Origin of the sequence: Candidatus Poriferisodalis sp., assembly GCF_965208895.1 — a bacterium.
Taxonomy (GTDB): Bacteria; Actinomycetota; Acidimicrobiia; order Acidimicrobiales; family Poriferisodalaceae; genus Poriferisodalis.
The window spans coordinates 4,143,653-4,170,416 of the sequence record NZ_OZ242363.1 but is presented as its reverse complement, the minus strand read 5'-3'; the positions used below and the strand labels follow the sequence as shown (position 1 = coordinate 4,170,416).

Annotated in this window: 23 protein-coding genes; 3 read left to right on the top strand and 20 right to left on the bottom strand. The window is 65.7% G+C overall.

Going from position 1 to position 26,764, the window contains the following annotated elements; translation table 11 throughout:
- Positions 1-22: 22 nt before the first annotated feature.
- Positions 23-442 (bottom strand): ribosome silencing factor, encoded by a 420-nt coding sequence (gene rsfS, locus ACOGJB_RS18715; protein WP_419838584.1) that lies wholly within the window; start codon positions 440-442, stop codon positions 23-25.
- 2 nt (positions 443-444) lie between these two features.
- On the bottom strand, positions 445-1,038 hold the full coding sequence (locus ACOGJB_RS18710) for a nicotinate-nicotinamide nucleotide adenylyltransferase (RefSeq protein WP_419838583.1): 594 nt from the start codon (positions 1,036-1,038) through the stop codon (positions 445-447).
- Between the two features lie 353 nt (positions 1,039-1,391).
- Here ACOGJB_RS18710 and ACOGJB_RS18705 point away from each other — a divergent pair, with 353 nt between their 5' ends.
- Entirely contained in the window at positions 1,392-2,258 is an 867-nt protein-coding gene (locus ACOGJB_RS18705) for a sigma-70 family RNA polymerase sigma factor (RefSeq protein ID WP_419838582.1), read from the top strand.
- Positions 2,236-3,657 (top strand): class II 3-deoxy-7-phosphoheptulonate synthase, encoded by a 1,422-nt coding sequence (locus ACOGJB_RS18700; protein WP_419838581.1) that lies wholly within the window; start codon positions 2,236-2,238, stop codon positions 3,655-3,657. The genes ACOGJB_RS18705 and ACOGJB_RS18700 overlap by 23 nt, the downstream gene beginning before the upstream one ends.
- Before the next feature lie 82 nt (positions 3,658-3,739).
- Here ACOGJB_RS18700 and ACOGJB_RS18695 read toward each other — a convergent pair whose 3' ends face one another.
- The 18 genes from ACOGJB_RS18695 to clpX all read right to left on the bottom strand — a co-directional run bounded on the left by ACOGJB_RS18695 (position 3,740) and on the right by clpX (position 24,974).
- Complete coding sequence (locus ACOGJB_RS18695; protein ID WP_419838580.1) at positions 3,740-5,176, bottom strand: vWA domain-containing protein; 1,437 nt, start codon at positions 5,174-5,176, stop codon at positions 3,740-3,742.
- 29 nt (positions 5,177-5,205) lie between these two features.
- The gene (locus ACOGJB_RS18690; RefSeq protein WP_419838579.1) at positions 5,206-6,087 is read right to left on the bottom strand and encodes an AAA family ATPase; all 882 of its coding nucleotides are present in this window, start codon (positions 6,085-6,087) and stop codon (positions 5,206-5,208) included.
- Positions 6,088-6,206: 119 nt separating this feature from the next.
- Positions 6,207-7,439 (bottom strand): glutamate-5-semialdehyde dehydrogenase, encoded by a 1,233-nt coding sequence (locus ACOGJB_RS18685; RefSeq protein WP_419840772.1) that lies wholly within the window; start codon positions 7,437-7,439, stop codon positions 6,207-6,209.
- 203 nt (positions 7,440-7,642) lie between these two features.
- Positions 7,643-8,737 carry a glutamate 5-kinase gene (gene proB / locus ACOGJB_RS18680; RefSeq protein ID WP_419838578.1) on the bottom strand — a complete coding sequence of 365 codons (1,095 nt, stop codon included), beginning with the start codon at positions 8,735-8,737 and terminating at the stop codon, positions 7,643-7,645.
- Between the two features lie 61 nt (positions 8,738-8,798).
- A complete protein-coding gene (gene obgE, locus ACOGJB_RS18675; RefSeq protein ID WP_419838577.1) occupies positions 8,799-10,058 on the bottom strand; it encodes a GTPase ObgE in 1,260 nt (419 codons plus the stop codon).
- A 171-nt stretch (positions 10,059-10,229) separates the two neighbouring features.
- Positions 10,230-10,481 carry a 50S ribosomal protein L27 gene (rpmA, locus tag ACOGJB_RS18670; RefSeq protein ID WP_419838576.1) on the bottom strand — a complete coding sequence of 84 codons (252 nt, stop codon included), beginning with the start codon at positions 10,479-10,481 and terminating at the stop codon, positions 10,230-10,232.
- Positions 10,482-10,484: 3 nt separating this feature from the next.
- Positions 10,485-10,796: a 50S ribosomal protein L21 gene (gene rplU, locus ACOGJB_RS18665; protein ID WP_419838575.1), complete on the bottom strand. Its 312-nt coding sequence runs from the start codon at positions 10,794-10,796 to the stop codon at positions 10,485-10,487.
- A 56-nt stretch (positions 10,797-10,852) separates the two neighbouring features.
- The gene (locus ACOGJB_RS18660) at positions 10,853-12,877 is read right to left on the bottom strand and encodes an Rne/Rng family ribonuclease (RefSeq protein ID WP_419838574.1); all 2,025 of its coding nucleotides are present in this window, start codon (positions 12,875-12,877) and stop codon (positions 10,853-10,855) included.
- Positions 12,870-13,688 carry a TIGR03936 family radical SAM-associated protein gene (locus ACOGJB_RS18655; RefSeq protein ID WP_419838573.1) on the bottom strand — a complete coding sequence of 273 codons (819 nt, stop codon included), beginning with the start codon at positions 13,686-13,688 and terminating at the stop codon, positions 12,870-12,872. The genes ACOGJB_RS18660 and ACOGJB_RS18655 overlap by 8 nt, the downstream gene beginning before the upstream one ends.
- Before the next feature lie 70 nt (positions 13,689-13,758).
- Positions 13,759-15,753 (bottom strand): TIGR03960 family B12-binding radical SAM protein, encoded by a 1,995-nt coding sequence (locus ACOGJB_RS18650; RefSeq protein WP_419838572.1) that lies wholly within the window; start codon positions 15,751-15,753, stop codon positions 13,759-13,761.
- A gap of 40 nt (positions 15,754-15,793) precedes the next feature.
- Positions 15,794-16,963: a rod shape-determining protein RodA gene (gene rodA / locus ACOGJB_RS18645; protein ID WP_419838571.1), complete on the bottom strand. Its 1,170-nt coding sequence runs from the start codon at positions 16,961-16,963 to the stop codon at positions 15,794-15,796.
- Positions 16,960-19,098: a penicillin-binding protein 2 gene (gene mrdA, locus ACOGJB_RS18640; protein WP_419838570.1), complete on the bottom strand. Its 2,139-nt coding sequence runs from the start codon at positions 19,096-19,098 to the stop codon at positions 16,960-16,962. Before mrdA ends, rodA begins: the two co-directional genes overlap by 4 nt.
- On the bottom strand, positions 19,091-19,627 hold the full coding sequence (locus ACOGJB_RS18635; RefSeq protein WP_419838569.1) for a hypothetical protein: 537 nt from the start codon (positions 19,625-19,627) through the stop codon (positions 19,091-19,093). Before ACOGJB_RS18635 ends, mrdA begins: the two co-directional genes overlap by 8 nt.
- Before the next feature lie 13 nt (positions 19,628-19,640).
- Positions 19,641-20,495 carry a rod shape-determining protein MreC gene (gene mreC / locus ACOGJB_RS18630; RefSeq protein WP_419838568.1) on the bottom strand — a complete coding sequence of 285 codons (855 nt, stop codon included), beginning with the start codon at positions 20,493-20,495 and terminating at the stop codon, positions 19,641-19,643.
- Between the two features lie 68 nt (positions 20,496-20,563).
- Entirely contained in the window at positions 20,564-21,580 is a 1,017-nt protein-coding gene (locus ACOGJB_RS18625) for a rod shape-determining protein (protein WP_419838567.1), read from the bottom strand.
- A 41-nt stretch (positions 21,581-21,621) separates the two neighbouring features.
- Complete coding sequence (gene ndk / locus ACOGJB_RS18620) at positions 21,622-22,083, bottom strand: nucleoside-diphosphate kinase (protein WP_419838566.1); 462 nt, start codon at positions 22,081-22,083, stop codon at positions 21,622-21,624.
- Between the two features lie 184 nt (positions 22,084-22,267).
- Positions 22,268-23,698: a bifunctional folylpolyglutamate synthase/dihydrofolate synthase gene (locus ACOGJB_RS18615; RefSeq protein ID WP_419838565.1), complete on the bottom strand. Its 1,431-nt coding sequence runs from the start codon at positions 23,696-23,698 to the stop codon at positions 22,268-22,270.
- A gap of 10 nt (positions 23,699-23,708) precedes the next feature.
- The gene (clpX, locus tag ACOGJB_RS18610; RefSeq protein WP_419838564.1) at positions 23,709-24,974 is read right to left on the bottom strand and encodes an ATP-dependent Clp protease ATP-binding subunit ClpX; all 1,266 of its coding nucleotides are present in this window, start codon (positions 24,972-24,974) and stop codon (positions 23,709-23,711) included.
- A 229-nt stretch (positions 24,975-25,203) separates the two neighbouring features.
- Here clpX and tig point away from each other — a divergent pair, with 229 nt between their 5' ends.
- Complete coding sequence (tig, locus tag ACOGJB_RS18605; RefSeq protein WP_419838563.1) at positions 25,204-26,760, top strand: trigger factor; 1,557 nt, start codon at positions 25,204-25,206, stop codon at positions 26,758-26,760.
- Positions 26,761-26,764: the final 4 nt, after the last annotated feature.

The following is a 26,764-nucleotide window of genomic DNA, read 5'->3' as shown; positions in this document are numbered from 1 at the left end:
AGCGTGCTACGCCGCCAGTGGTTCAGTCGAACTCGTGACGAGGCACGTCAGACCACAGCCGCTCGAGGTCGTAGTACTCGCGCGTCGGCTCGTGGAAGATGTGCGCGACGAACTCGCCGAAGTCGAGCAGCACCCAGTGCGCCTCGTCGAGCCCCTCGGTGCGGATCGGCCCAGCACCCCCGGCCGCCTTCACGTGGGATTCCATCAGCTCGGCGATGCGCCGTACGCGCCGCACGTTGGGTGCGCTCGCGATGATGAACCAATCGGTGATCGCCAGCACATCGCCGACATCGAGCACCACGATGCGCTCGGCGGTCATCTCCGCCGCTCCTTCGACTGCGGCCTTGACCTGCAGCGGGACGATCGACGGGGCATCGCGAGCGACCGGCCCGACGGTGTGGACCCCACCCGAAGCCGGGGACGCCTGCTGAACCGATGCCACGTTCACGGAGAATAGAGCGTGTGCTCGTCGATGTAGCTCATGACCGCAGGCGGCACGAGTCGGGCGGCGCCCGGCGCGTCCCCGTGCAAGGCGCGCTGGGCCAGCAGTTCACGCACCAGTGTGGCCGAGGCCTCAACCGGATCCATGAACACCGTCTCGGTGCGCCAGCCTTCGACATCGGCGGGTGGCTGGCCCACGGGCACCACGACCGCGAGCCTCACGCGCTGGGCGAGTTCAGCGGCACGGTGCCAAGTCGACACGCCGCTGGCCGCGGCGGGACCCACCACCAGCACCGATTCGATCCCGGGTCGCTCGAGCTCAAGCACCGTGTCGATGGTGTAGGTCGGCCCACCCCGCTGGATCTCCACATCGCTGACCTCCATGCCATCGACATCACCGAAAGCCAGCCGGACCATGGCCAACCGGTGATGCGCGGGGGTCAGCTCACGCTCGGCTGACTTCTGCCACGGGTCGTTCGCCACGATGATGTGCAGCACGCCGGCATCGAGTTGATCCTGCGCGCAGACGGCCGCAGCGATGTGACCGGCGTGAGGTGGGTCGAAAGTGCCCCCGAAGATCGCTTGTCGCGGCGGCACCGCAGCAGTGTAGAGTCACGCCTCACATCTCATCTGTAGCTCGCACCCAGGCGCCGTTGCAATTTCCGGCAAGCCTCGGTGGCGACTTCTTGCGCGCGCTGTGCGCTGTGTGCTACGTTTGACCGTCCGCCCAAAGCAGTGCTGCGCCAGGCCCGGGTTCTCGGGCTTGGCATCGCATGCGGGCGTACAACCAAGATCGGCTCCGCCACCACAGCGGCGCCACGCCTGAGGCCGGGCTGCGCTAGCTCGCCGAAGGCAACACATACCCGGTGCCCCCCACCGGGTGGCATGCCGGGGCGGCATGCAACCGAAGACGAAGAACCGGCTGCCCCCTGCCGGTTGGAGCGAATGTCATGGATTCAGTTGGCCAATACCTGAACGAGATCGGTGCGGTTGCGCTGCTCACAGCAGAGGACGAGCGCATGCTCTCCCAGCAGATCGAGGCAGGACGCGATGCGCGGGCGAGCCTCGACAACGATGAGGAATTGTCCGTGGCCGAGCGGCGCGAGTTTCGCAAGGCCGTGCAGACGGCCGCAGCCGCACGCGATCGCTTCATCCGGGCGAATCTGCGGCTCGTCGTGTCCATCGCACGCCGCTACCCGCTGCCTCCGACGCTGGAACTGCTCGACCTGATCCAGGAAGGCAACCTCGGCCTCGAGCACGCAGTCGAGAAATTCGACTGGCGGCGCGGCTTCAAGTTCTCCACCTACGCCACGTTCTGGATCCGGCAGTCCATCGGGCGTGCGCTCGATCAGAAGGGCAGCCTCATCCGTCTGCCCTCAGATCGCTCTGCCACGTTGCGGGCCGCTCTGCGCCACAACGGCGGCGACAGCGATTCGCTCGACGACGAGAACGCCTGGCTGCAGCGGATCAGCACGCCCACGTCACTCGACAAGACCGTCGGTGACGACGGCGATAGCGCGCTCATCGACCTCATTGGCGATGACGCGCCCGGGCCCGAGCACTTCGCGATCGAGTCCGATCGCCGCGGCATGGTCATGTCCATGCTCGGTCGCCTGGACAAGCGCGCCCGCTACGCGGTGGCCCGACGCAACGGGATTATCGACGGTGAGCAGCGCAGCTACCGCGAGATCGGCGAAGAGCTCGGCGTCACTGCCGAAGCAGCACGCCGTCTCGTTAAGCGTGCCGTCGATGAGCTGCAGAGCCTCGCCGCGGACGGCGAGTTTGTAGACATCGATGCCGACGCAGACGCTGTCTGACGCCTCGAGCTCGGGGTCCGACGCGCCCAGTCCCGCCAGCTCTCATCTGCACGCACCAGGATGGCATCCCGGCTCGTGGGCCGACCGGTCCGCCGGCCAGCAACCTGAGTGGCCCGACGCAGACGCACTCGCAGCTTCGCTGGCCGAGTTGCGTCGGCTTCCCCCGCTGGTGTTTGCCGGTGAGGCGAGGCGGCTGACCGAGCTGCTCGGGCACGTCTGCGCCGGCAAGGCTTTTGTACTGCAGGCCGGCGACTGCGCCGAGTCGTTCGAGCTCTCCACCGCAGACCAGATCCGTGACCGTCTCAAGGTGATCTTGCAGATGGCCGTCGTGATGCAGTACTCCGCCGGGCTGCCCATCGTGAAGGTAGGTCGGATCGCCGGTCAGTTCGCGAAACCGCGCAGCTCGGCCAACGAGACCCGCGACGGCCAGACGCTGCCCGTCTTCCGCGGCCACATCGTGAATGACATCGCGTTCGAGCCCGAGGCTCGCACGCCTGACCCAGGCCGCTTGCTGCAGGCGTACAACACATCGGCGGCAACGCTCAACCTGTTGCGGGCATTCACACGCGGCGGCTACGCCGATCTGCGACAGGTGCACGACTGGAATCAGGAGTTCGTGGCGTCCAGCCCCGCCGGCCGCCGCTACGAGATGCTGGCCAACGGCATCGATGCGGCGCTTCGCTTCATGAACGCGTGCGGACTCGACACCGACGACAGCGCCATGCGCCAGGTGGAGCTCTACACCAGCCACGAGGCGCTGCTGCTGGGCTACGAGGAAGCGCTCACCCGCACCGACAGCATCACCGGCGACTGGTACGACTGCTCGGCGCACATGCTGTGGGTCGGCGAGCGCACCCGCGAGCTCGACGGAGCCCACGTGGAGTTCCTGCGAGGCGTGCACAACCCAATTGGGGCGAAGCTGGGTCCCACCGTCACGCCCGACGAAGCGCTGGCGCTGTGTGAAGCGCTGAACCCGAATCGGATCCCGGGCCGGTTGACCCTGATCAGCCGCGTCGGAGCGGGCAACGTGGTCGAATCATTCGAGCCGATCCTGAACGCAGTCACCGATGCCGGACATCCGGTGGTGTGGCAGTGCGACCCGATGCACGGCAACACCTACAGCACCGAAGACGGTGTCAAGACTCGCCACTTCGACGCGATACTGGCCGAGATCCGTCAGTACTTCGCCGCCCATGCCGCTGCGGGGACGTGGCCCGGCGGCATTCACCTCGAGATCACCGGCGATGCGGTCACCGAATGCGTCGGCGGCGGTGACGAGCTGGCCCAGCACCAGCTCGGCGACCGCTACGAGACGATGTGCGACCCGCGCCTCAACGGTCGGCAGTCACTCGACTTGGCCTTCCTGGCCTCCGACCTGCTCGCGTCTGCCGGAGGCTGAACCCTGGGCCCGAGCGGCCCGCGAGCGAAGCGAGCTAGAGCGGAAGACAACGGGCGAAGCCCGGGCCCGAGCGGCCCGTCAGCTACGCGAGGTTGTCGACGAAGCCTTCAAGCTGGCGCAGATTGCGGCACTCGAACACGCCGTCGGTATAAGTCGAATACTCGGTGATGACCGAGTCTCCCGTGTCCCAGTACGAGCGTGGTTCAGGGTTGAGCCAGAACACCGAGCGGGCTCGCTTCTGGCATTCCTTGAGCACCCACGCATTCGTGGAGTGATAGTTGTTGCGAGCGTCGCCCAGGAACATCATCGTTGACTTGGCGTTGACGTCCTTGCCGAAGCTTTCCCAGAACACGCCGAAGGCATGGCCGTAGTCGGAATGGCCGTCTACCCAGACGACATCGGCTTCGGTGTTCACCCGGTGCACCGCGTTGGTGATGTCCTCTTCGTTCTGGAACATATGAGTGACCTCGTCGATGCCGTCGATGAACACGAACGACCGCACCTTGGAGAACTGGTTTTGCAGCGCGTACACCAGGTGCAAGGTGAACCTGGCAAACGCCGCGACTGAGCCCGAGATGTCCGCCACCACGATGAGCTCTGGCTTGTTTGGGCGCGGATGGCGGAAACGCGGCTCTGCGGGCACGCCGCCGTAGCTGAGCGAACGTCGCACTGTGGCCCGGAAGTCGAGCGGGCCGCGACGCTTGTGCTTGCGCTTGCGCGCGAGGCGCGCGGCCAGCTTGCGTGTCAGCGGTTGGATGGCCTTGCGAATGTTGGCCATCTCCTCACGGCTGGCGTGCATGAAATCGACGTCTTCGGGCAGGGGTTTGCGCAGCGTCTTGGCCATCGCCTCGACGCCTCTGTCGGCCACGAGGCGGCGCCGGATTTCGGCTTCGATCTCGCGCTTCAGCTGCTCGATGCGATTCTCGAACTCCTCGCGTTCGAGCCGCTCAGCCAACTGTGTCATGTCGCCCTCGTAGCGCTCGGACGACTCCTCGATCAGCCGCTCGAGCATGCCGTCGAGGTCGAGATTGCGCAGCGTGCGATACAGGTAGTAGGTGCCGCCCACGGGTCGACCCGGCTCCATGCCCGCGAACTGCGTCACAGCCGCCCGGGCCATGGCCGCCATCATCGCCTCATCGGCGTTCAGCAGCGCCCGGAAGAGCATCTCGGCGATCTCCTCGGGGGACATGTCCTGCCCGCCCCCGCGGCCGCCCATGCCCTGCATCTGCTGGGACATCCACTCTTCGAGATTGTCGGGATCGAACTCGCCGTCGCCGTTCTCGTCGCCGACGTTGTACTCAGGCCCTCGCAGCGAGAAGTACACCTCGAAGACCGTCTCGAATGCCCGCCAGTGCTGCTCGTTCTTCACCAGCGTGGCGGCAAGCGCGTACTTGAAGGCATCACGGTCTTCGATGGGGATGTGCTTGACAGCCTCCATCGCATCGAGATTCTCCGTCAGCGACACCGGCAAGCCGGCGTTGCGCAGCTCACCCACGAAACCGCTCAGCAGATCCAACATGGCCGATCTCCGTCCTCGTCGAGCCCTGTCTAGGCCTCGACCGTCAGCTCTTTGGCGGCCTTCTCAATGTCGGATTGGTACTTGAGCAGGATGTGCAGCGTCTCCTTGGCTTGCTCGACGTCGATGTTCTCGATGCCCAGCAAGACCAAGGTGCGAGCCCAGTCCAGGGTCTCGGACACCGACGGCGCCTTCTTGAGCTCGAGCTGGCGGATGGAGCGCACGACGCGCGCAATCTGCTCGGCCAGGTTCTCGCTGATGCCGACGACCTTGGTCAGGACGATCTGCTTCTCGCGTTCGAGGTCGGGATAGTCGATGTGCAGAAACAGGCAGCGCCGCTTGAGCGCTTCTGAGAGCTCCCGGGTGTTGTTGGACGTCAGGATGACAATCGGGATCTGGGTTGCCGTGATGGTGCCCAACTCGGGGATCGAGACCTGGTAGTCGGACAGGATCTCGAGCAGCAGTGCCTCGGTCTCGATCTCGACGCGATCGACCTCGTCGATCAACAGCACCACTTGGTCTTTCGCGCTGATCGCCTCGAGCAGCGGCCGGGTGAGCAGGAACTCGTCCTGGAAGATGTCGTCCTGCAACTCCACCCAATCCTCGTGCTCGGCGTCGACACCCCTGTCGGCCTGGATGCGCAAGAGCTGTTTCTTGTAGTTCCACTCGTACAGCGCCTTGGCTTCGTCGAGGCCCTCGTAGCACTGCAGCCGGATCAGGCGGGCGCCGGTCATCGCAGCGACCGACTTCGCGAGCTCGGTCTTGCCCGTCCCTGCTGGCCCTTCCACCAGCACCGGCTTGCCGAGCCTCTCAGCCAGGAACACGACGCTCGCGATGCCGTCATCGGCGAGGTATTCGACTTTCGCCAATCCTTCACGGACACCCGAGAGGTCTCCGAACATTGTGTCGCTCATTCTGGGTGTCTCCCCTGTCAGTGTGGGCAGTGGTCGGTGGGCGCCGGTTCGTCGGCCCAGAGTCGTTGGCGACGCTGCCGGTCAGACAGTGTGGCAGCCGCGGCCTCCACTCGGCACGGTCAGTCTCGAATGTGACCTGTTCCGGTCACCACGAACTTGGTGGTTGTGAGCTGCTCGAGGCCCATAGGACCACGAGCGTGCAGCTTTTGGGTGCTGATGCCGATCTCGGCTCCGAAACCGAATTCCTCTCCGTCCACGAAGCGTGTCGAAGCGTTGACGAGCACTGCGGCGGCATCCACTCGGCGGGTGAATTCCTGCGCAGCGGCGAGGTCACTGGTCACGATGGCCTCGCTGTGTCCCGTGCCATGTCGGTTGACATGGTCGATAGCTGCGTCGAGGTCGTCCACCACGGCGACGCTCATCTTGAGCGCCAAGAACTCTGTCGAGAAGTCCTCGGGACTGGCTGGCCCGATCTGCGACGAGATGGCCTGCGCCGTCGCGTCACCGACCAAATCGACGCCCTGCAGGTCGTTGATGACTCGGGGCAGGAACGCCCCGGCCACGTCTCGGTGGACCACGAGAGATTCTGCTGCGTTGCACACCGAGGGCCTGCTGAGTTTCGCGTTGGCGACGATGTCGGCCGCCATGTCTAGGTCGGCCGCTGTGTCGACGTACACGTGGCAGTTGCCGTCGCCGTCGATCACGTAGGGCACGGTGGCGTTGGCGAGCACAGACGAAATGAGAGCGGGACCGCCGCGCGGGATGAGGCAGTCGATGTGGTCGCGCAGGCGCATGAACTCGGTGGCAGCACTGTGACGTGTATCGGTGACGAGCACCAGTGCGTCTGCGGGCAGACCGGCTTTGACCAAGCCGTCTCGCAATGCCTCCGCGATAGCCATGTTGGAGTTGAGCGCGGCGCTCGAACCCCGCAGGAACGCGGCATTCGCCGACTTCAGGCACAGCCCGAAGGCATCTGATGTGACGTTGGGCCTGCTCTCATAGATGATCGCCACGACGCCCAGAGGCACCCGTACCCGTTCCACCGCCAGCCCGTTGGGCCTCACCCACCCGTCAACCACTTGGCCGACCGGGTCGGCGAGAGCCGCCACCTTGCGCAGGCCCGCTGCCATGGCCGAGATGCGCCCGGGGTCGAGCCGCAGTCGGTCGATGAGCGTCGCTGAGGTGCCGGCGGCCTCGGCGTTGGCCACGTCGTCGCGGTTGGCAGCGAGCACGCGGTCGGTTGCTGCTTCGAGCAGGTCGGCGGCCGACAGCAGGGCTTCGTCTCGCACCGCGCCAGGCGCTTGTGCCAGGACTGACGCAGCGGCCTTCGCACGCTCGCCCAGGGCGATCATTGCAGCAGGGACGGGGCTGCCGATCGAGTCCCGTGCGGTGTCAGAGGCCACGTCAGGCACCTGAGCAGACTAGTGGCATTGCCTCGAATCACCCCAGAGGCGAAGCCGTGGCCCGAGCGGCCCGTGAGCGCAATCGCATGAGAATTGGGGAACAAGAGCGGGAGTGACAGGCGTTGCAGCGAGACGGGGCCACCCACCCGCGCTCACCCCAGGACGACGAGGTCGTCGCGGTGCACGACGAGCGGATGCAATCCGGTAGGCAACTGGTCGCTGCGCAGACCTGCGGTGACCCGCAGCCCCTCGGCGTCGATAGCAGTAAGGCCCTTGGCGAAGGTCTCCCCAGCCAGATCTACGACGTCGACAGCTTCGCCGGCGACAAACGAACCTTCGTGAGAGACGACGCCGGCGGCGAGCAGCGATTTGCCGCCCTTCGAGACCGCTCGGCGGGCGCCGTCATCGACCGTCACCGATCCTCGGGCGGCCACGGCGAAGCCGATCCAGAGTTTGCGGGCGGAAACGCGGGCGTCTCGTGCAGGCACGACGGTGCCCACGCCGGGAAGCCCGACGGCGGCGTCGGCGACGACGTCGGGCCTGCGGGCCGAAGCGATCACCGTGCGCACTCCGCTCCACGAAGCCATCCGGGCCGCGGCCAGCTTCGAGGCCATGCCCCCGCTGCCGACGGCATTCGCGGAGCCGGCCGCCGCCTGCAGCGACGGGCTCACCTCCAAGATTTCAGAGATGAGCGAGGCATCGGGATCGATGCTTGGGTCGGCGGTGAGAACGCCGGGCATGTCGGTCAGCAGGATCAGCGCATCGGCGCGCACCAGATTCGCGACGAGCGCCGCTATCCGATCGTTGTCGCCGTAGCGGATGGCGTCGTCGGCGATCGCGTCGTTTTCGTTGACGACCGGGACGACGCCGAGGTCGAGCAGATGGTGAAACGTCGCCCGGGCGTGGAGGTATTGGTCGCGATCACGAAAGTCGTGTGGCGCGATGAGCACTTGGCCAACGACCATGCCAACGGCTGCGAACAATTCTCGGTAGGACGCCATGAGGTCGATCTGTCCGACGGCCGACAGCGCCTGCAACCGCTCAGGCTCTGAGGGCCGCTCGACATTCAAACGCTGCACGCCGGCGGTGATCGCACCGGAGGTCACCACGATGACGTCGTGGCCGGCGGCGCGTACGTTCGCAACGTCAGATGCCAGCTTCGCGACGGCGTCCAGGTCGACACGCCCATCCGATGTGGTGATGGACGACGTCCCGATCTTGGCAATCAGCCGCAGTGAGTCAGGCATCGACGTCAATCCTGCCGTGTGGCCGAGGTGGTGACAGCGATCTCGCAGATTTCTCGAAGGCTCATGTGTCTGGCTCGTACGTGAACTCAAAATCGCCGATGCGCACCAAGTCACCCGAGTTGGCGCCGTTCCGGGCCAGCGCCCGGGAAACGCCGAGCTTTTCGAGGCGGCGTTGCGCCCATGCGAGCGCCGCCGGGTCGGTGAGGTCGGACAGCGCGACAGCCCGGCGAGCCTGGCGACCTTCAATCTCGAACACGCCATCTGCGAGGCGCAGCACCGTGATGCCAGTGGGTTCGGGGCGGTGCACGACGTATTGGGTGGGGGCTTCGTCGAGCTCTCTGGCTTCGCTGACCAGCTCGCGCAGCTGGCCGAGAACCGGGGCCACGCCGTCCCCCGTGACAGCGCTGAGTCGCTGGCCGTCCCAGGCCAAGTGAGCGACATCGGCCTTGGTGCCGACGATCAGCCGTCGGCGGGCTGCGAGCTCGGGGTCGTAGCGCTCGAGTTCCGCGATCAGGACGTCTACCTGTTCATGGGGGTCGCGATCAGAGACCTCCGCCAGGTCAGCCATGATCAGCAGCACCCGAGCGCGCTCGACATGGCGCAGGAACTGATGGCCCAGGCCCTTGCCTTCCGCAGCGCCCTCGATGAGGCCAGGCACATCAGCGATCACCATCTCGAAGCTGTCCCGATGGCCGCCGCCCGTGCCGTCGTCGAGCCGAACGACTCCAAGGCTGGGCGTGAGGGTTGTGAAGGGGTACGAAGCAACCTTGGGCCGCGCTGCAGACACTGCGCTGATGAAGGTGCTCTTGCCGGCGTTGGGGAATCCCACCAGCGCCACGTCGGCCATCAGCTTCAACTCCAGGCCCAACCAGCGTTCCTCGCCGGGTTCTGCCTGTTCTGCGAATTGAGGGGCACGCAGCCGGTTCGAGGAGAAGCGGGCGTTGCCACGGCCGCCGCTGCCGCCATGTGCCGCCAGCCAGCGATCGCCAGCGTCCACGAGGTCGGCCAACACCGTGCCGTCACGATCCCGCACAATCGTGCCCTCGGGCACGGGCACAAGTTCGTCGACGCCGCTTCGGCCGTGCCTCTTGCGGCCCTGGCCGTGGCCGCCATTGGTGGCGCGCCGGAAAGGGAAGTCGCGAAACGCAAGCAACGACGCCACGTTGCGGTCCGCGACAACCCACACATCGCCGCCGCGGCCGCCGTCCCCGCCGTCGGGGCCGCCGCGCGGCACATGGGATTCGCGCCGGAACGAAACGCAGCCTGCGCCGCCGTCGCCGCCCTTGGCGTGCAGCTGGCACTCATCGACAAAGTCGCTCATCGGGGTTCGCCTGCCTTGGAGGCCGCGCCGATAGGTAAGCCTTCCCGCTGCCGCACCATTTGTTTCCCGCTCTTGTTCCCCATCTTCATGCGATTGGGCTCACGGGCCGCTCGGGCCAAGGCTTCGCCATTCGGCTCAGCCTCAGGGGTGTGGGATTGAAGTTCTCGAGGGCTACGAGGGGTCGACGTCGACGAGGCGGCGTCCCCGGCGGTAGCCGAAATGCACGACTCCCGGCGTCGTGGCGAACAGTGTGTCGTCCTTGCCGCGGCCCACATTCCGCCCTGGATGGAACTTGGTGCCGCGCTGGCGCACAATGATGCCGCCGGCATCGATGGCCTGCCCCGAATACACCTTCACACCGAGTCGCTTGGCGACCGAGTCGCGCCCGTTGCGAGTAGAGCCTCCGCCCTTGGTCTTCGACATCGTTCAGTCCCTCGCGATCGCGGTGATCTCGACCGTGCTGTAGCGCTGCCGGTGTCCCCACCTGCGCCGGTAGGTCGTGGCGTTCTTGTAGGTGAAGCCGTCGATCTTGGGCCCCTTGGTCTCGCCGACCACCTTGCCCTTCACCGAGGCCCCGACGAGTTCATCGGGCGTCGCCAGCACTGCGCCGTCATCCACCACGAGAACCGGCGTGAAGGTGACCTCCTCGCCGGGCGGCACCGCGAGCAGCTCGACGTCGAGCCGTTGGCCGGCTTCGACGCGGCGCTGCTTGCCGCCGGTGGCAATGACTGCATACATCGGTTGGGAAGGATACCGACGACGCTGCTGGAATGGCGCGGAGCGCTCGCTTTGGATCAGGCGAACAGCGACTCGCGCAGCTGAATGCCGCGCCCCTCGCACTCGTCGCATGGATCGGACATGGACTCCAAGAGTCCTTCACCGGTGCGCATCCGGGTCATCTGCACGATGCCCATGTCGGAGATGGGTTCGGTTGCGGTCCGCGTCTTGTCGCGGGCCAGAGCCTCATTCAGCGTGTTCATCAGCTGCTCGCGTTGGCGTTTGTCGTCCATGTCGACAAAGTCCACGACGATGATCCCGCCGATGTCTCGCAGCCGCAGTTGCTTGGCGATCTCGGTGGCGGCTTCGAGGTTGTTCTGGAACAGCGTCTCGTTGAGGCTCGACCGGCCCACGTTGCGCCCCGTGTTGACGTCGATCACGGTCAACGCCTCGGTGTGCTCGATGATCAGCGACCCGCCGGACGGCAACCAGACCTTGCGATCTGTCGCCTTGCGCACCTGTTCGGCGACATGGGACCGTTCGAAGAGCGGTAGCCGTTCCGCCACAGGGTCGTAGTAGCGGATGCGATCCATCAAGGGAGCAGCGACGGCTTCCATGTAGCCCTTGACCTGGTCGAACAGCACCGGATCGTCGATCACTACCTCCCGGAAGTCAGCAGTGAATTGCTCCCGGATGATGCGAACTGCCAATTCCGGCTCACGGAACAGCAGCGCCGGCGCATCGGATCGCTTCGACAACTCCGAGATCTGAGTCCACTGGCGTGTCAGACGCTCGATGTCCCGGCGGATCTCGGCGGGAGTGACGTTCTCGGCTGCCGTGCGCAGAATCACGCCGAAGCCCTCAGGGATCTCCTTGGCGAGCAGGGTGCGCAGCCTTCGCCGCTCCCGGCTGGGAAGGCGCCTTGAGATCCCCGTGACGCTGCTGCCGGGGATGAGCACCACGAAGCGGCCGGGCAAGGACACCTCAGTGGTGAGACGAGCCCCCTTGTGGCCGATCGGGTTCTTGATGACCTGGCACATGATGGTCTGGCCGTTGCTGATCAGGTCGCTGATCGCGGGACCCGAGACATTGCGACCCCGACGCCCGCCGGCGCGTTTGCGCTCGCCCGAGGCGTCTTCGTCGCTGTCGTCGGAGGCAACGGTGAGGTCGCCGCGGTAGAGCACCGCTTGCTTGGGTGTCCCAATGTCGACGAATGCGGCTTCCATGCCCGGGAGCACGCGGCGCACCCGGCCCATGTACAGATTGCCGTAGATCTCCGAAATGTCGTCAGACGGGCGGCTCACGTAGTACTCGATGAGCGACCGGCCCTCGAGCACGGCGATGTGTGTTGCCCCCTCCGAGACATGGACGCACATCCGGTATCGGCCGAGCGGCTTGCCATTGCGGTACTTTCCGCGTCGCTCGGTGAGCTGTTCATCGTCAAGTTCGAGCGGCTGCTGATCGGCCAGGATCGCCTCGACCGGCGCATGGGAACCGTTCCGGGTCTCGGTGGTCGTCGAGGCGGCCTCGCCGGATCGGCCGCGTCCGCCGCGCCCCCGCCCGCCGCGCCTGCGGCGTCGGCGGCCGCCAGCGCCCTCGCTCTCGGTTGCATGCTGGGAGGGTGCCGGGCGGCTGTCGCCGATCTGAGGCTTGCGCGCCGGTGGCGGAACCGGTGGGACCGGAGGTTTCGCGAGCTCAGACTCCGATGATGCCGGATCGGACTTCGTTCTTCCCTTGGGCGCCGACTTCCCCCTGGTTTGGGATTTCGCCTTGGGCGCCGACTTGACATGAGAACCCGATGCGGGCTTGTCCGGTGCCGTTACTGCCCGCTTGCGCTTGGTCTGCTGCGGAGAAGCAGCTGCTGTCGGCGCCGCGAAACTCAATCCTGGTTCGGGCGCGCCAGACTTGTCGTCGCTCGTGGGTGCGACCAGTCGGCGCTTGCGAACAGCGGGTGCCGGTTCTGCCGCACTGGTTTGCGTCGAACTGTTCTCGGCTCGATTGCGGGGTGTCGAATTCTTCTGGGTGGGATTCTTCTGGGTCGGATTCTCTTGTGATTTGTCCTGAGTGTTGTCTGTTGTGTCGTTCAGTGTTGATTCATCCACTGATGAGTTCCTTATGTTTCTGGGCGCACATGGCAGGCACGGCCGGTTCGGCTCGTCCCGCTGCGCCACACGTCCATTGATGTGTTCTTCGGGCAATGCCCATTTCATGTGCCGGCGCAAGCGCTGGCACCAGTTCGCTGGGGCGCACCACCCGAGGCGTCGCTGACAGCACGGCGCTCAGCACCGCCCCTCGATCCGAGCATCCGACCACCTGCAGCACCTCAACGCTGGGTCGGACATTCGAACTCACGGTTTCGCCTTTGTGCACCCGTTCAGTCACGACGGTACCGGCGGCGAGGAATTCTGCAACCGCTTTCTCCGCCGCAGCCGGGTCGAGTCCCACGATGTCGAACTGCCAGCCGCACGAGCGAGTCGCCGCCTGCAGCGACGGACCACGGCCGTCGGTCAGCACTGCCGCCGACACCTCCATGCCGACCGGCAACGCCTCGCTGAGTGCCTCCGCAACGGTGCAGTAGCTGGGGACGGCCGACGCTGGCTCGAGCTCGCAGGATCTGTGGGTATCGGTCTGGCAGACGATCACGGGCCCCGAAACACCCCGGTCGCAGCCGCCGAGGGCACTCCCTTCGACGACCGCGTCCGCAATCAGCGGCAGCTCGACAAACTCGCCGTCAGACTCATACCCGGTCGGCAACGCCAAACCGAAGCTCATCTTCATGCGAGGTGAGAAGCCTTCGCTGTACGCCACAGGCAGACCGACCCTGCGCACAGCGCGCTCGGTCACCCGAGCGACATCGCGATGGCCGATAAACCGGATCTTTCCGGTCTTGGAAAAGCGGACGCGCAGCCTCAACGCCGTCTCCCACCCGCTTGGGTGGGAGCGGCACTTCGGCTCAGCACCGGCGTAGCAGGCCTGCGCATCTTCATGCGCCACCCCCCGCCGATGCACCTGCGCTCGCCAGCCGGCGGGGACGCAGCTCGACCGGCACCAGATGGCCGGTCGCGAGATCCTGTCCCGTCCCCTGACTGCCGCCATTGGGGGCGACGGGGGACGCAACTATGTGCTCGATCCCATATTCAGTACAGGCCCCGCAGTCGTAGCACGGGGTCCATCGGCAGTCATGCAGGCCATGCCCAGCCAGGGCGTCCTGCCAGTCCTGCCACAAAAAGTCACGATGCAGCCCGGCACCGATGTGGTCCCAGGGCAGCACCTCAGATTCGCCTCGGTGGCGGTACACGTACCAGTCGAGGCTGAGGCCGCTCGCTGCCATTGCCTCTTCCCACAGGCCCAAGTCGAAGCGCTCGCTCCACTCCTGGAAGGTGCCGCGCCTGCGCCAGACGTATTCGATGACCGCACCCACCCGGCGGTCACCCCGGCTGGCAATTCCCTCAGCGGTCGAAGCGGCCGGGTCATGCCACTTCAACTGCACGCGACGGTTGCGGCCCAGCGCGGAGCGCACCAGCCGCACCTTGCGGGCCAGCTCGTCGGGCGGGTTCTGCCCGAACCACTGAAACGGCGTGTGCGGCTTGGGCACGAAGCCCCCCAGCGATACCGTCACCGACGCCCGCTTCGTGTACTCCTGCCCGATGCGAGCGCACGTTTCGGCCAAGTGAGCGATGGCCTCGGTGTCTGGGTCCATCTCCGAAGGCAGACCCGTGAGGAAGTACAGCTTCATGCGGTGCCAGCCCTGGCTGTATGCCGAGCGCACGGCGCCGTACAGGTCTTCTTCGGTGATGAGCTTGTTGATGATCTGACGGAGTCGCCATGAACCCGCTTCGGGCGCGAAGGTGAGCCCTGTGCGGCGTGCGCGTGACACTTGAGCCGCTACGTCAACGGTGAAGGCATCCACCCGCAGGCTGGGCAGCGAGACGCTGATGCGCTTCGCATCAGCACCCGCAGTCTCCAAGGCGCCAGCGGAGACGGTATCGCGCACGAGTTCGGCGATCCCGCTGTAGTCAGCGGTGGACAGCGACATCAGGCTGACCTCGTCATACCCACTGCGCTTGAGGCCGGTGCTGATCATCTCGCGCACTTGCGCGGCGGGACGTTCGCGTACCGGCCGGGTGATCATGCCCGCCTGGCAGAAACGACAACCCCGCGTGCAGCCCCGAAACACCTCTACCGACAGTCGGTCGTGGACCACCTCGGTGACCGGCACCAATTGCTGGCGGGGATAGGGCCAGTCGGCGAGGTCCGCGACCGTCCGCTTGGCAACCAGCGGCGGCACGTCGGGGTACTTCGGGGTCACCTCGACGAGCGCCGCTCCGTCATAGGCCACGTCGTACATCGCCGGCACGTACACGCCCTCGATTCCGGCCAGCTCTCGCAGCACGCCTACGCGAGTGCCAGCCCGCTTGCCGTCGCGCTTCCACGCGCCCACCACTTCGGTGATCTCGCCGACCACTTCCTCGCCGTCGCCGACCACGAAGAAATCCACGAAATCGGCCAGCGGCTCGGGGTTGAACGCGCAATGCCCTCCGGCGCCGATCAGCGGATCGGCGTCGTTGCGTCGAGAGGACCTCACCTCTAGCCCGGCCAAGTCGATGCAGTTGAGCACGTTGGTGTAGACGAGTTCAGCCGAGAGGTTGAAGGCGATGACGTCGAATTCGCCTGCCGCCCGGTGGGTGTCCACCGAGAACAGCGGCAACCCATGGGCCCGCATTTCGGCCTCGAGGTCGATCCAAGGTGCGTACGTCCGCTCAGCACCGGAATCCGGGCGTTCGTTCAACAGCTCATAGAGGATCTGCAGACCCTGGTTGGGCAGGCCGACCTCGTAGGTGTCGGGGTAGGTCAGCAACCACGAAGTGAGGTGGGGGCCGAGTGTCGGTTGCTGCATCCCGTCCTCGCAGCCGATATACCGAGCCGGCTTGGAGACACGTGGCAGCAAGGGCTCGAGCCGAGGCCACAGCGTTGTCATTTCCCCATCAACGCTACCGGTCCACACAGTTGATGAAGCGTTAGAGGGCGTAACGGCGAGACCCGACGCTGATGACGATGCCGACCGCAGCGAAGACGGTGATGGTTCCCGAACCGCCGTGACTCATGAGCGGCAGGGGGATACCGGTGATCGGCATGATGCCGATCGTCATACCGATGTTCTGAAACACCTGGAACAGCAGCATCGAGAGGATTCCGACCGCGAGTAATCGACCGAAGGGGTCGCTGGCGACGCGAGCTATCTGCCAGATGCGCACCGTCATGTACACATAGAGCACGAGCAGGAGCGCCCCGCCGACGAGACCGAATTCTTCGCCGAGTGCGGTGAAGATGAAGTCGTTGTGCTGTTCGGGCACGAGGTTGAGGTTCGTCTGCGTGCCTTGCTTCCAGCCCTGGCCCCAGATGCCGCCTGCTCCGATGGCGATCTGGCTCTGACGCAGGTTGTAGGACGCCTCAAGCGGCTCGAATTCCTGATCCAAGAATGCCGTGAGACGGTTTCGCTGCGTCTCGCTCAGCAGCCTGGGCCCTTGGAGCGCGTCGATGCTGAACACCAGCACGAGGGCGAGGACTCCAGCCAGCGTGATGACAAAGATGTGCCGCAATTGCGCACCGGCCACGAGCAGCATGCCCATGGCCACCGCCACAAAGACCAGCATCGTGCCGAGGTCGGGCTGCAGATAGATCAGGGCCATCGGCACGACGAGCAGCAACCCGGCGTTGAGGAGCGTGTCGAAGCGCAGGTATCCCTCATGATTGGCGACGAACGCGGCCAAGGACACGATCACGACGAGCTTGGCGAACTCCGACGGCTGCACCTGAAATCCGAAGAACGGCAGCGTGAACCATGACCGGGCGTTGCGGATCTCGGGGGCCCAGCGCAGCAACGCGCCGAGCGCCCCGAGGATGATGAGATAGGCGGGCGTCGAGTAGAAGCGCAGCACTCGGTAGTCGACGACGGCCGCGACGACCATGACCACAATCCCGATGCCCACAAAGATCGCCTGACGGCGCGCCACGGTCCATGGGTCGCCGCCCTCGAAGGAGAGGCTACGCCACGTTGCGGCGTAGTTCATCGCCACGCCCAGGCACGCGATTGCGATGGCGGCGAGCGCCAAGGAGTAGTCGGCGAACCAGGCTGGAGACCGCAATTCACGGCGGGTCTGCGTGCGATTCAGCAGCCGCGCAATCATGACCCGCCCCCGATCTGGTCCACATCGGGGATGCCGTCGCCGTCCGCATCAGAGGGCGTGTTGGCGCGCGGCAGCTGGACGCCCCACGGACAGCCTTCGGGCACGTAGCCCAAGAACGCCGGATCGCCTCGCAGCGCCTCTGGCACTTCGGGGCACTCCGGCTGGGGAGGCACGAACGCGATCTGCGGTTCAGGCCAGCGCTGCTCGTAGGCCCGGACTGCCTCGATGATGCGCCGGGCCACAGGCGCAGCCGCCTCGCCGCCGTAGCCGGCCTCCTCCATGACGACGGCGACGGCATATCGGGGGTCGTGGGTGGGTGCCCACGCCACGAACACCGCCGTGTCCTCCTTCTTGCGTCGCAGCACGGCGTTCAAACCCTGCGCCTGGGCCGTGCCGGTCTTGCCAGACACCGGGTAGCCGGCATGGTCGTAGCCCTCGAAGGCCTTGGCGGCCGTGCCGCGCAACCGGGAATTGGTGACGTTGCTCAATCCTTCCCGTACGACTGCGCTGCCGGCGGGGAATTCCACGGTGTCGAGCACCCTCGGCTCGAAGGTCAGCACGGGCTCGCCGAACGTTGCAGTCTCGCGAGACACGACCGCCTCGACGACGTTGGGAGCGAAGCGGGTGCCGCCGTTGGCAAGGGTGGCGTACGCGTTTGCGAGCTGCAGCGGTGTGACGGCAACAAGCCCCTGGCCGATCCCGGTGTTGATGTTGTCGCCCGGGAACCAGCGCGGCGGTTCGTTGTACGGGTTGTAGGCCTCGGGACTCAACTCAAAGAGAGTCTTCTTCACATCGCCGTCAGGCACGCGGCCCGTCTTTTCGAATGGCAACTGCACGCCGGTCGGGGAATCGAATCCGAGGGCGCGAGCCATGTCCTGAATCGCCCACTGCTCCGGGCCGTCGACCCAGTACAGGTCGTCGGACACCTTGTAGAAGTAGGCGTCGCTGGACCGGGTCAGCGCCCCCGACAGGTCCAGGGTTCCGAGTGCAGCCCGATCTGCGTTGAAAAACGTGCAGCGGCCGGTGCAGCCTCGCTCATCGGGAATCCTGTAGTAGCCGACGTCGTGATATGCCGCTCGCGGGGAAATGAGGCCCGCATCGAGGCCAGCGAGTGCCGTCACCGGCTTGAAGACCGAACCGGGCGAGTAGGTGCCCTGCACTGCGAGATTGTTCAGAGCGCCCGGCGCATAGGGGTTCTCGAACACCGATTGGTACTCCGCCAGTGACAGGCCCTCCACCATCCAATTCGGGTCGTAGGTGGGGTGCGAGGCCATCGCGAGCACATCGCCGTTGCGCACGTCCACCACGACCGCTGCCCCGGTCAGCGCCGGGTAGAAGAACCCGGAGTCCTCGCTCACGGTTTTACGGGCAGCGATCAGCCCTTGGCGCAGGTACGACTCCACTGCAGCCTGCAGCTCGACGTCAATGGACAGCACAATGTCGTGGCCCGGCTGCGGCGGCACGTCGGCCAAGATTCGCTGCACCCGGTCCTGCCGGTCCACCTCGAGCTTGGTGCGCCCCGGTTCGCCGTGGAGCTCGGCTTCGAAGAGCCCCTCGATGCCCGCCCTGCCGACCCGCTCGTAGGGCAGGTAGCCATCGTCGATCAGCTCCCGGTGCTGGCGCTGCGACATCGCTCCGACGTAGCCGACGATGTGTGCCCCGACCTCGTTTTGTGGGTACACGCGGACCCAGTCCCACTTGGCCTCGACTCCTGCGATGGATCGTTCCGCCACGCGCAGAAGGCCGTCCTCATCGAGCCCGGTCGCCACCACCTTGGGTGCGAGCGGATGAGTGCGCTGGTCATCGAGGCCCGAGCGGAGCTGCTCTTGGGGCACATCTAGCAGGACGGCAAGATCGGACAGCACGGCTTCGGTGTGATCTTCGCCATATCTCGAATAGTCGTAGGTGACCACGCCAGTTCGAACGTTGTCAGCGAGAACGACGCCATGACGGTCGAGAATGCGGCCACGAGTCGGTGGAGTGATGATGATGCGGACCTGGTTCGACTCCGCGGCAACGGTGAACTGCTCAGTCTCGAGCACCTGCAGGTACCACAGGCGGGTGAAGAGCGCTCCGAACAGGCCGATCATCACGATGCCGATGAAGGCCATCCGCCGGCGGACCCGCTCATCCACCGCGGGCAGCGCTTTCTCGACGGTCAGAAATTCGCGGGCGGATGATGAGAGCCCATCGAAGCACACGTTCGAGCAGCGGATTGGTCAGCAGCGACGCAACACCGGTGACAAGGGCGATACGAACAAGCGGCGCCTCGGTCACGTAGACGAGGTCCATCAGCCAGCCGGCGCCGCCGAAGATGCCGATCCCTCCCGCTGACAGCACCGAGGCCACCGCCGAGCGCGCAAACCATCGAGCTGACGGGATCTGCTCGGCAACGCTGCCCGACACGTAGCCGACCAGTGTCAGCACGAGCAGGGACATGCCGAACGGTGTGTGCACGATGAGATCGGACGCAAGTCCGCAGGCGCCGCCGAACGGCGCCCCGATGCCCTGGCCGCCGACGATCCCTCCCGCGACAGCCAGCAGCACCAGCAGATCGACGATGACACCCGCCGGGGTAATGTGCACTCCTAGGCCGACGTGAACCACGACGGCGAGAGTCAGCACCAGCGCCGAGCGGGCCAGCGGGCCCGCACCTGCCATCATCGGCCGTCGGGGGTCATGACCCACCGCCCGCCGTACCTGCTTCGGCTGGGCCGTCGTCAGGCTCGCGATCCACGATCACCGGCTCTGGAACCTTGGGTTCATAGAGCAGCACTTGCACCCACCGCAGCCGTGTCAGATCTGCTGCGGGGTGAACGGTGACTCGCTGCGCGCCCCGCACCGCGTCGGGCTCGACATCGGTGACCGTGCCGACAAGCAACCCTGCGGGAAATGTGCTGCCGTCAAATCCGCTGGTCACAACGGTCTCGCCTGGGATGACGACCGTCTCGAGCTCGATGTAGCTCACATCGAGGTCGCGCCCTGGGCCCCGTCCTGAGGCCAACCCGTCGTCGCCGGAGCGGACGATGCGCACGCCGGCGTCGAAGTTCGGGTCGGTCAGCAGTTCGACGAGCGAGCGCGTGTTGCTCGCCTCCACGACACGACCGACGAGGCCGTGGCCGCTCTCCACTGGCATGCCCTCACGGATGCCGTCACGTCTTCCCTTTCCCAGCTCGATCGTGCGCTCGAAATTCGAAACCGGTGCGTCGATGACCCGCGCCGTCACCCTGGGAATCGCCTGTGCCGTGTCGCGGGCGCCGACCAACGCGAGCAGCTCCTGGCGGTCCCGTTCCAGCTCACCGACCCGCAGCACGGAAGCCTGCGCTTCTGCCAGATGACTGCGCAGCTCCGCGTTCTCAGCCTCCAGGTCGTCGAAGCTGACGACTCCTTGCCACGCGTTTCGTATCGGGCTGACCACCCAGTCCCCGAATGTCCGCACCGGTCCCAGCAGATCCAGCGTGGCGCCGCGGGCAGTGTCCAGCACGCCGCCAGATCCGCGTGCGTCGAGCGTCAGCAGTGCAATGGCCGTCACGACGAGCAGGGCCAGACGAAGCCAAGTGCGTCTCCGAATGCCGGCGCGGCGGGCCACGGCCGGGGGCGTCAGCGCCCCTCGGTGGAGGAGTACAGCACTCCGTGGAGGACGTCGAATTCTTCGAGCGTTTGGCCAGAACCGCGCACGACGGCGAACAGCGGATCCTCCGCGATGTGGACTGCAACGCCCGTCTCCGAGCGCAGTCGATCCGGCAGACCGCGCAGCATCGCTCCTCCGCCGGCGAGCGTGATGCCGTAGTCCATGACGTCGGCTGCCAGCTCCGGCGCAGTGTCGTCGAGCGTTGCCTTCACCGAATCGACGATGGCGCTGACGGGCCCCGCGATCGCTTCGCGGATCTCCATGCTGTCCACGCTGACGGATTCGGGCAGCCCGCTGACCATGTCGCGGCCACGGACCTCGGCGAAGATCTCCTGCTGCAATGGCCACGCCGAACCGAGGGCGAGCTTGATCTCCTCCGCGGTGCGCTCGCCCACGATGAGGCCATGTTCCTTCTTGACGTGAGCGCTGATCGTCGCGTCGATCATGTTGCCGCCGATGCGGGCAGAACGAGCCGTCACGATGCCGCCCAGCGAAATCACCGCGACCTCAGTGGTGCCGCCGCCGATGTCGACGACCATGCTCCCCTGCGCTGACTGCACCGGCAGCCCGGCGCCGATCGCTGCGGCCATCGGCTCCTCGATGATGTAAGCGCGGCGCGCGCCCGCATATTCGGCGGCTTCCTGCACGGCGCGCTGCTCCACCCCGGTGATCCCCGACGGCACGCAGATCACCATGCGCGGCTTGGGCCAACGGGTCTGGGAAACCTCGTTGATGAAGTGCCTCAGCATCTTCTCGCAGATGTCGAAGTCGGCGATCACACCGTCCTTCAGCGGGCTGATCGCAGTGATGTTGCCGGGGGTCCTGCCGATCATCCGCTTGGCTTCCTGGCCGACGGCCAGCGAGTTGCCGGTCATCGAGTCGACCGCGACCACCGACGGCTCGTTCAGCACGATGCCCCGGCCGCGGACAAACACGATCGTGTTGGCCGTGCCCAGATCGACCGCGATGTCTCGGCCGCCAAGCATGGGACCGCGCTTGCGGCGTCGGGATGACCCATTCGCCGCCATCAGCTGCTGACCTCGTTGATCGACGCGACGTCGTTCGACGCGGTGATAGTAGGGAAGAACAGAGCGATCTCGCGTTCCGCGGAAGCCTCGCTGTCGGAGCCGTGCACGAGATTCTCGGTGGGAGACAGCCCGAAATCGCCTCGGATGGTGCCCGGCGTTGCGGTGGCGGGATTGGTCGTGCCCATCAACGTGCGCACAACGGCGAAGACGTCGTCGCCTGCGTCTGGGGGACCTTCCAGCACCATGACAACCGACGGCGAGCGGGTGATGAATTCCAGCAGAGGCTCATAGAACGGCTTGCCGGCGTGCTCGGCGTAGTGCCGCTCGGCCGTGTCGCGATCAATGATCCGGTGCTCGAGGGCAGCGACAGCGAGTCCCTTGTGCTCGAATCTGCCCAAAATCTCGCCGACGAGACCGCGCTCGACGGCGTCTGGCTTGCAGATCACCAGCGTTTGCCGCATCGCTGTCTCCCTCGGCCGTGCACGCGTACTGGCGCGATGCGCCATCGGCTGCGCGCTCGAGGCTAATGCGAGTCACGGCTGAGAGGGTGCGCGGACGGCGGGATTCCTCGATTCGAGAGTTCTTGTTTCCCGCTCTTGTTCGCTGCGCTCACGGGCCGCTCGGGCCACGGCTTCGCCTCACGGCTCAGCCTCTGAGAAGTCGCCGGGCTTCGGCAGCGATGTAGAGAGATCCGCTCACAACCACAATCCCCTCCCGACCAGCCCGGTCGCGGGCGTGCTGCAGTGCCTCGCCGACGCCGTCGGCGCCGGTGATCTGGAGCGGCCGCTCACGTCCCGCAGACGCGTGCTCGACCGCGGCGGCGATCTCGTTGGGGGCAATTGCGCGCGGCCACGCCGCCGCCGTGGCGACGACTGCATCGAAGGGATCGAGATCTAGCGCTTCACAGAATGCACCGGGATCGTGCGGCCTGTTGGCACCTATCACCAGCACCTTGGCGCCGTCCGTGCTCGTCGGCGCGCCCTCGGGGTGTCCCAGAGACGACGTCGAGCCCACCCACAGAGATTCCGCAAGCGTGTCTCGCAACGCGGCAGCCCCGCCAGGATTGTGGGCCCCGTCGATCACTACCGTCGGCGCCTGAGCGATGATTTCGAAGCGCGCCGGCAGAGAGACGGATTCCAAAGCGGCCGCAATCACGTCATCGTCGATGCGCCGACCAAAGAACGCCTCGACAGAGCTGATGGCCGTGGCGACGTTCGTCGCTTGGTGAGCACCATGCAGCGGCACGAAGTGGTCGGCGTGCTCCCCGAAGGGCGTGCGAATGCTCACGAGCTGGCCGCCGACGGCAGTTTGACGCTGGACGACATCCCAGTCGACGCCTCGTCGCCAGACATCGGCACTCGCCTCCGCCGCCGCAGCAGCCACGACTTCGACGAGATCCGGGGCTGTTTCGCCGCAGACAACGATCGCCCCAGCCGAGATGATCCCTGCCTTCTCCGCCGCAACGTCTGCCAGCGTCGGCCCGATGATCTCGAGGTGGTCAGCACCGACGTTGGTGATGACTGCCACTGCTGCGTCCACGACGTTGGTGGCGTCCCAGCGCCCGCCCATGCCCACCTCGATCACGTTCACGTGGGCGTTCGAGGCGAACCAGTTGTACGCGGCAGCAGCCATTACCTCGAAGTAGTTCGGCCGTTCACCGCAGCGCTCGGTCACCATCGATTCGAAGACCGCGATCTCACTGATCGCCAGAGTGAACGACTCGTCGTCGAGCGGCTCGTTGGCGACAGTGATCCGGTCATTGACACGTTCGATGTGGGGAGACGTGTAGCTGCCCGCAGCCAGACCACACGACCCCAGCAGCGCTGCTGCCAGCCGTGCCGTGCTGCCCTTGCCGTTCGTGCCGGTGATGTGAATCGTCGGCACGCTGTCCTGGGGATCGCCCAAGACGCCCATGAGCGTCCACATACGGTCCAGCGTGGGCGGCGTTGCTTCTGCGCTGCCGAGCAGACGCTCGAGATCGATGTGGGAGTCCAGCCAGTCGACGGCGGCCTCGTAGTCGCGCAGCGGGCCCGATATGGCTTCCGTCGGCCCAGTGTCAGAGGGCTCAGGGTTCAAGACGCGTTGCTCAAGAGGCGCGGCGCGTGACGGTCGACCGAGGCACCAGGGTGGGGTTCACCTTGTCGAGCACCACTTTCCGATCGACGATGCAGCGAGCCACGTCGTCACGGCTCGGCAGGTCGTACATCAGCCCCAGCAGGACCTCTTCGAGAATCGCTCGAAGTCCCCGGGCACCCGTGTTACGCAGCATCGCCTGATCCACGATCGCTTCGAGTGCATCGACGGTGAATTCGAGCTCGACGTCGTCGAGTTCGAACATCCGGCGGTACTGACGGATCAAGGCATTCTTCGGCTCGGTGAGGATGCGTCGCAGTGCGTCGGGACCGAGCGGGTCGACAACACCGACGACGGGGAGCCTGCCGATGAACTCGGGGATCAGGCCGAAGTGGCGCAGGTCTTCAGGCAGAACATCGGGCAGAACGTCCAGCGCAGAGCTGTCCATCGCGTTGCGCAGCGTCGCACCGAAACCGACGCCCCGTTCGCCGATTCGGTCAGCGATGAGCCGCTCGAGGCCGTCAAAAGCGCCTCCGCAGATGAACAGCACGTTGCTGGTGTCGATCTGCAGGAACTCTTGGTGCGGGTGCTTGCGGCCGCCCTGCGGGGGAACGGATGCCATCGTGCCTTCGAGGATCTTGAGCAGCGCTTGCTGGACCCCCTCGCCCGACACATCGCGGGTGATCGAAGCGTTCTCGGCCTTGCGGGCGATCTTGTCGATCTCGTCGATGTAGACAATGCCGGTCTCGGCCCGCTTCACGTCAAAGTCCGCCGCCTGCAGGAGCTTGAGCAGGATGTTCTCGACGTCTTCGCCCACATAGCCGGCTTCCGTGAGCGCCGTGGCGTCGGCGATGGCAAAGGGCACGTTGAGCATGCGGGCCAGCGTCTGCGCCATCATCGTCTTGCCGCAGCCAGTCGGACCGATCAGCAAGATGTTCGACTTGGCGATCTCGATGTCGTCGGATGCGCCCGGACCGGAGGGCTCAAGGCGCATGCGCTTGTAGTGGTTGTAGACCGCAACCGACAGGATCGTCTTGGTGCGGTCCTGATCGATGATGTAGTCGTCGAGGAAGGCGAAGATCTCGCGCGGCTTGGGTACCGATTCGAACGGCGTCTCGGTGGTGGTCTCGACCTCGTCGTCAATGATCTCATTGCACAGGTCGATGCACTCGTCGCAGATATAGACGCCCGGGCCCGCGATGAGCTTGCGCACCTGCTTCTGCGACTTGCCGCAGAACGAGCACTTGAGCAGCTCGCCTCCCTCGCCAAACTTCGCCACGCTGCACCTCCCTCCTGAAAGATCTTCTGAGGATTCTCCGGCAAGAACTCCTGGGAGATCCTGCATGTCGTTGGACTGTCAAGGTTCGCACACGGTCCGACCGCACGCGCGCCGAGCGACGACCGCCAAGGATGGCACAGCCCGAGCGGCATGTCGTGATCTGTTTGGACGGTCTGCTGTCTCGGGGCCACGGGGAGCGGTCGGAGCGCACCGGTAGGCTCCGCGCTTCGTGAAGACGACGCTGACGCCGCTGGACCCAGCGGATTTCATCGGGCCCGCGCCAGTATCTGAACCTGATCCATCCCTCCCCGACAAAGCGTCGGCTTCCGCCGAGTCTCCGGATGCCAACGGAGTCGCTGAGGAGATCGACAGCGACGCCCTCGGCGCCGGCGAGGCCGAGCACGACGACGAACATGAGTCCGCCCACGAGGACGACGCGCAGCAGCGCTTCGTGGGACCCCGCGTCAAGCTGACCGTCGAAGTCGACGCGGAGACCTTCGATGCCGACATCGAGGCTGCGTTCCGCAAGCTCGCCCGCGAGGTGCGCATCCCGGGATTCCGACCGGGGCGGGCTCCCCGCCGCGTGCTGGAATCGCACTTCGGATCAGAAATCGGTCGCGCTCAGGCGCTCGAAGAAGCGGTGCCCCGCTACTACGCCGAGGCCGTGCGTGACAATCAAGTCGACGTGGTGAACCAGCCCGAGCTGGAACTCACACTCGACGGCAGCGAAGGTCCGGTGGCGTTCGAGGCAACCGTCGAGATCCGACCGGTGGTCTCGATCTCGGGATATGAGACCTTGCAGGTGGAGATTCCCAGCCCGGTGCCGCCCGAAGATGAGATCGAGGCTCGCATCGACGAGACGCGCCGCCAATTTGCCGATATCGCCGAGGTGGAGCGGCCCGCCGATGACGGCGACCGGGTCACGATTGACATCGAGGGTTCGGTGGCAGGCGATCCGCTGCCCGGGCTGTCGGCACAGGACTACCTGTACGAGGTGGGCAGCGGCGGCATCGTTCCCGAGGTTGACGAGCAGCTGCGCGGCAGCAAGGCGGGCGCCGAACTGTCATTCAGCGCACCGCATCCGGTTCAGACGGAGATGGAGATTGACTTCGAGATCACCGTCAACGCTGTGTCTGAGCTCGTCTTGCCCGATCTGACCGATGAATGGGTCGACGAGAACACCGAATACGACACGGTCGAGGACTTGCGTGAGGCCACAGCACGGCAGCTCGGCTTCGGACGGATCATGCAGGCCAACATGGTGCTGCGCGACGAGATTCAGAAACAGCTAGCTGGCCTGGTGGAGGGCCCCGTGCCTGACGCCATGGTGAGCGGAGCCATCGCGGATCGCATGTCCGAACTGGGCAGCGGGCTGCAGCAACGCAACATGACGATCGAGGAGTGGTTGGAGGCGACGGGGCAGGAGCCGGCGTCATTCATCGGTGAACTGAGTGACGATGCCGAGCGGGGCGTGCGCCTGGATCTGGCACTGCGCGCCCTGTCCACGGCCGAGGACTTGCAGGCTGACGATGATGACGTCGACGCCGAGCTGGAGAAAATGGCGGCCAACGATGGTCGCAGCCCGGCCCAGTTGCGAGAAGTCATGGCCGAGACTGATGGTCTCGCACACTTGACGGCAGCCATTTGCAAGAACAAGGCGCTTCAATGGGCAATTGAAGCCGCTGTGCTTGTGGGGCCGGAAGGCGACACAATCGATCGCTCGGAACTCGAACTGCCGACGCCCGATGACCCCGAAGACCCAGACTCCGCAGACGAAGACGATTAAGGAC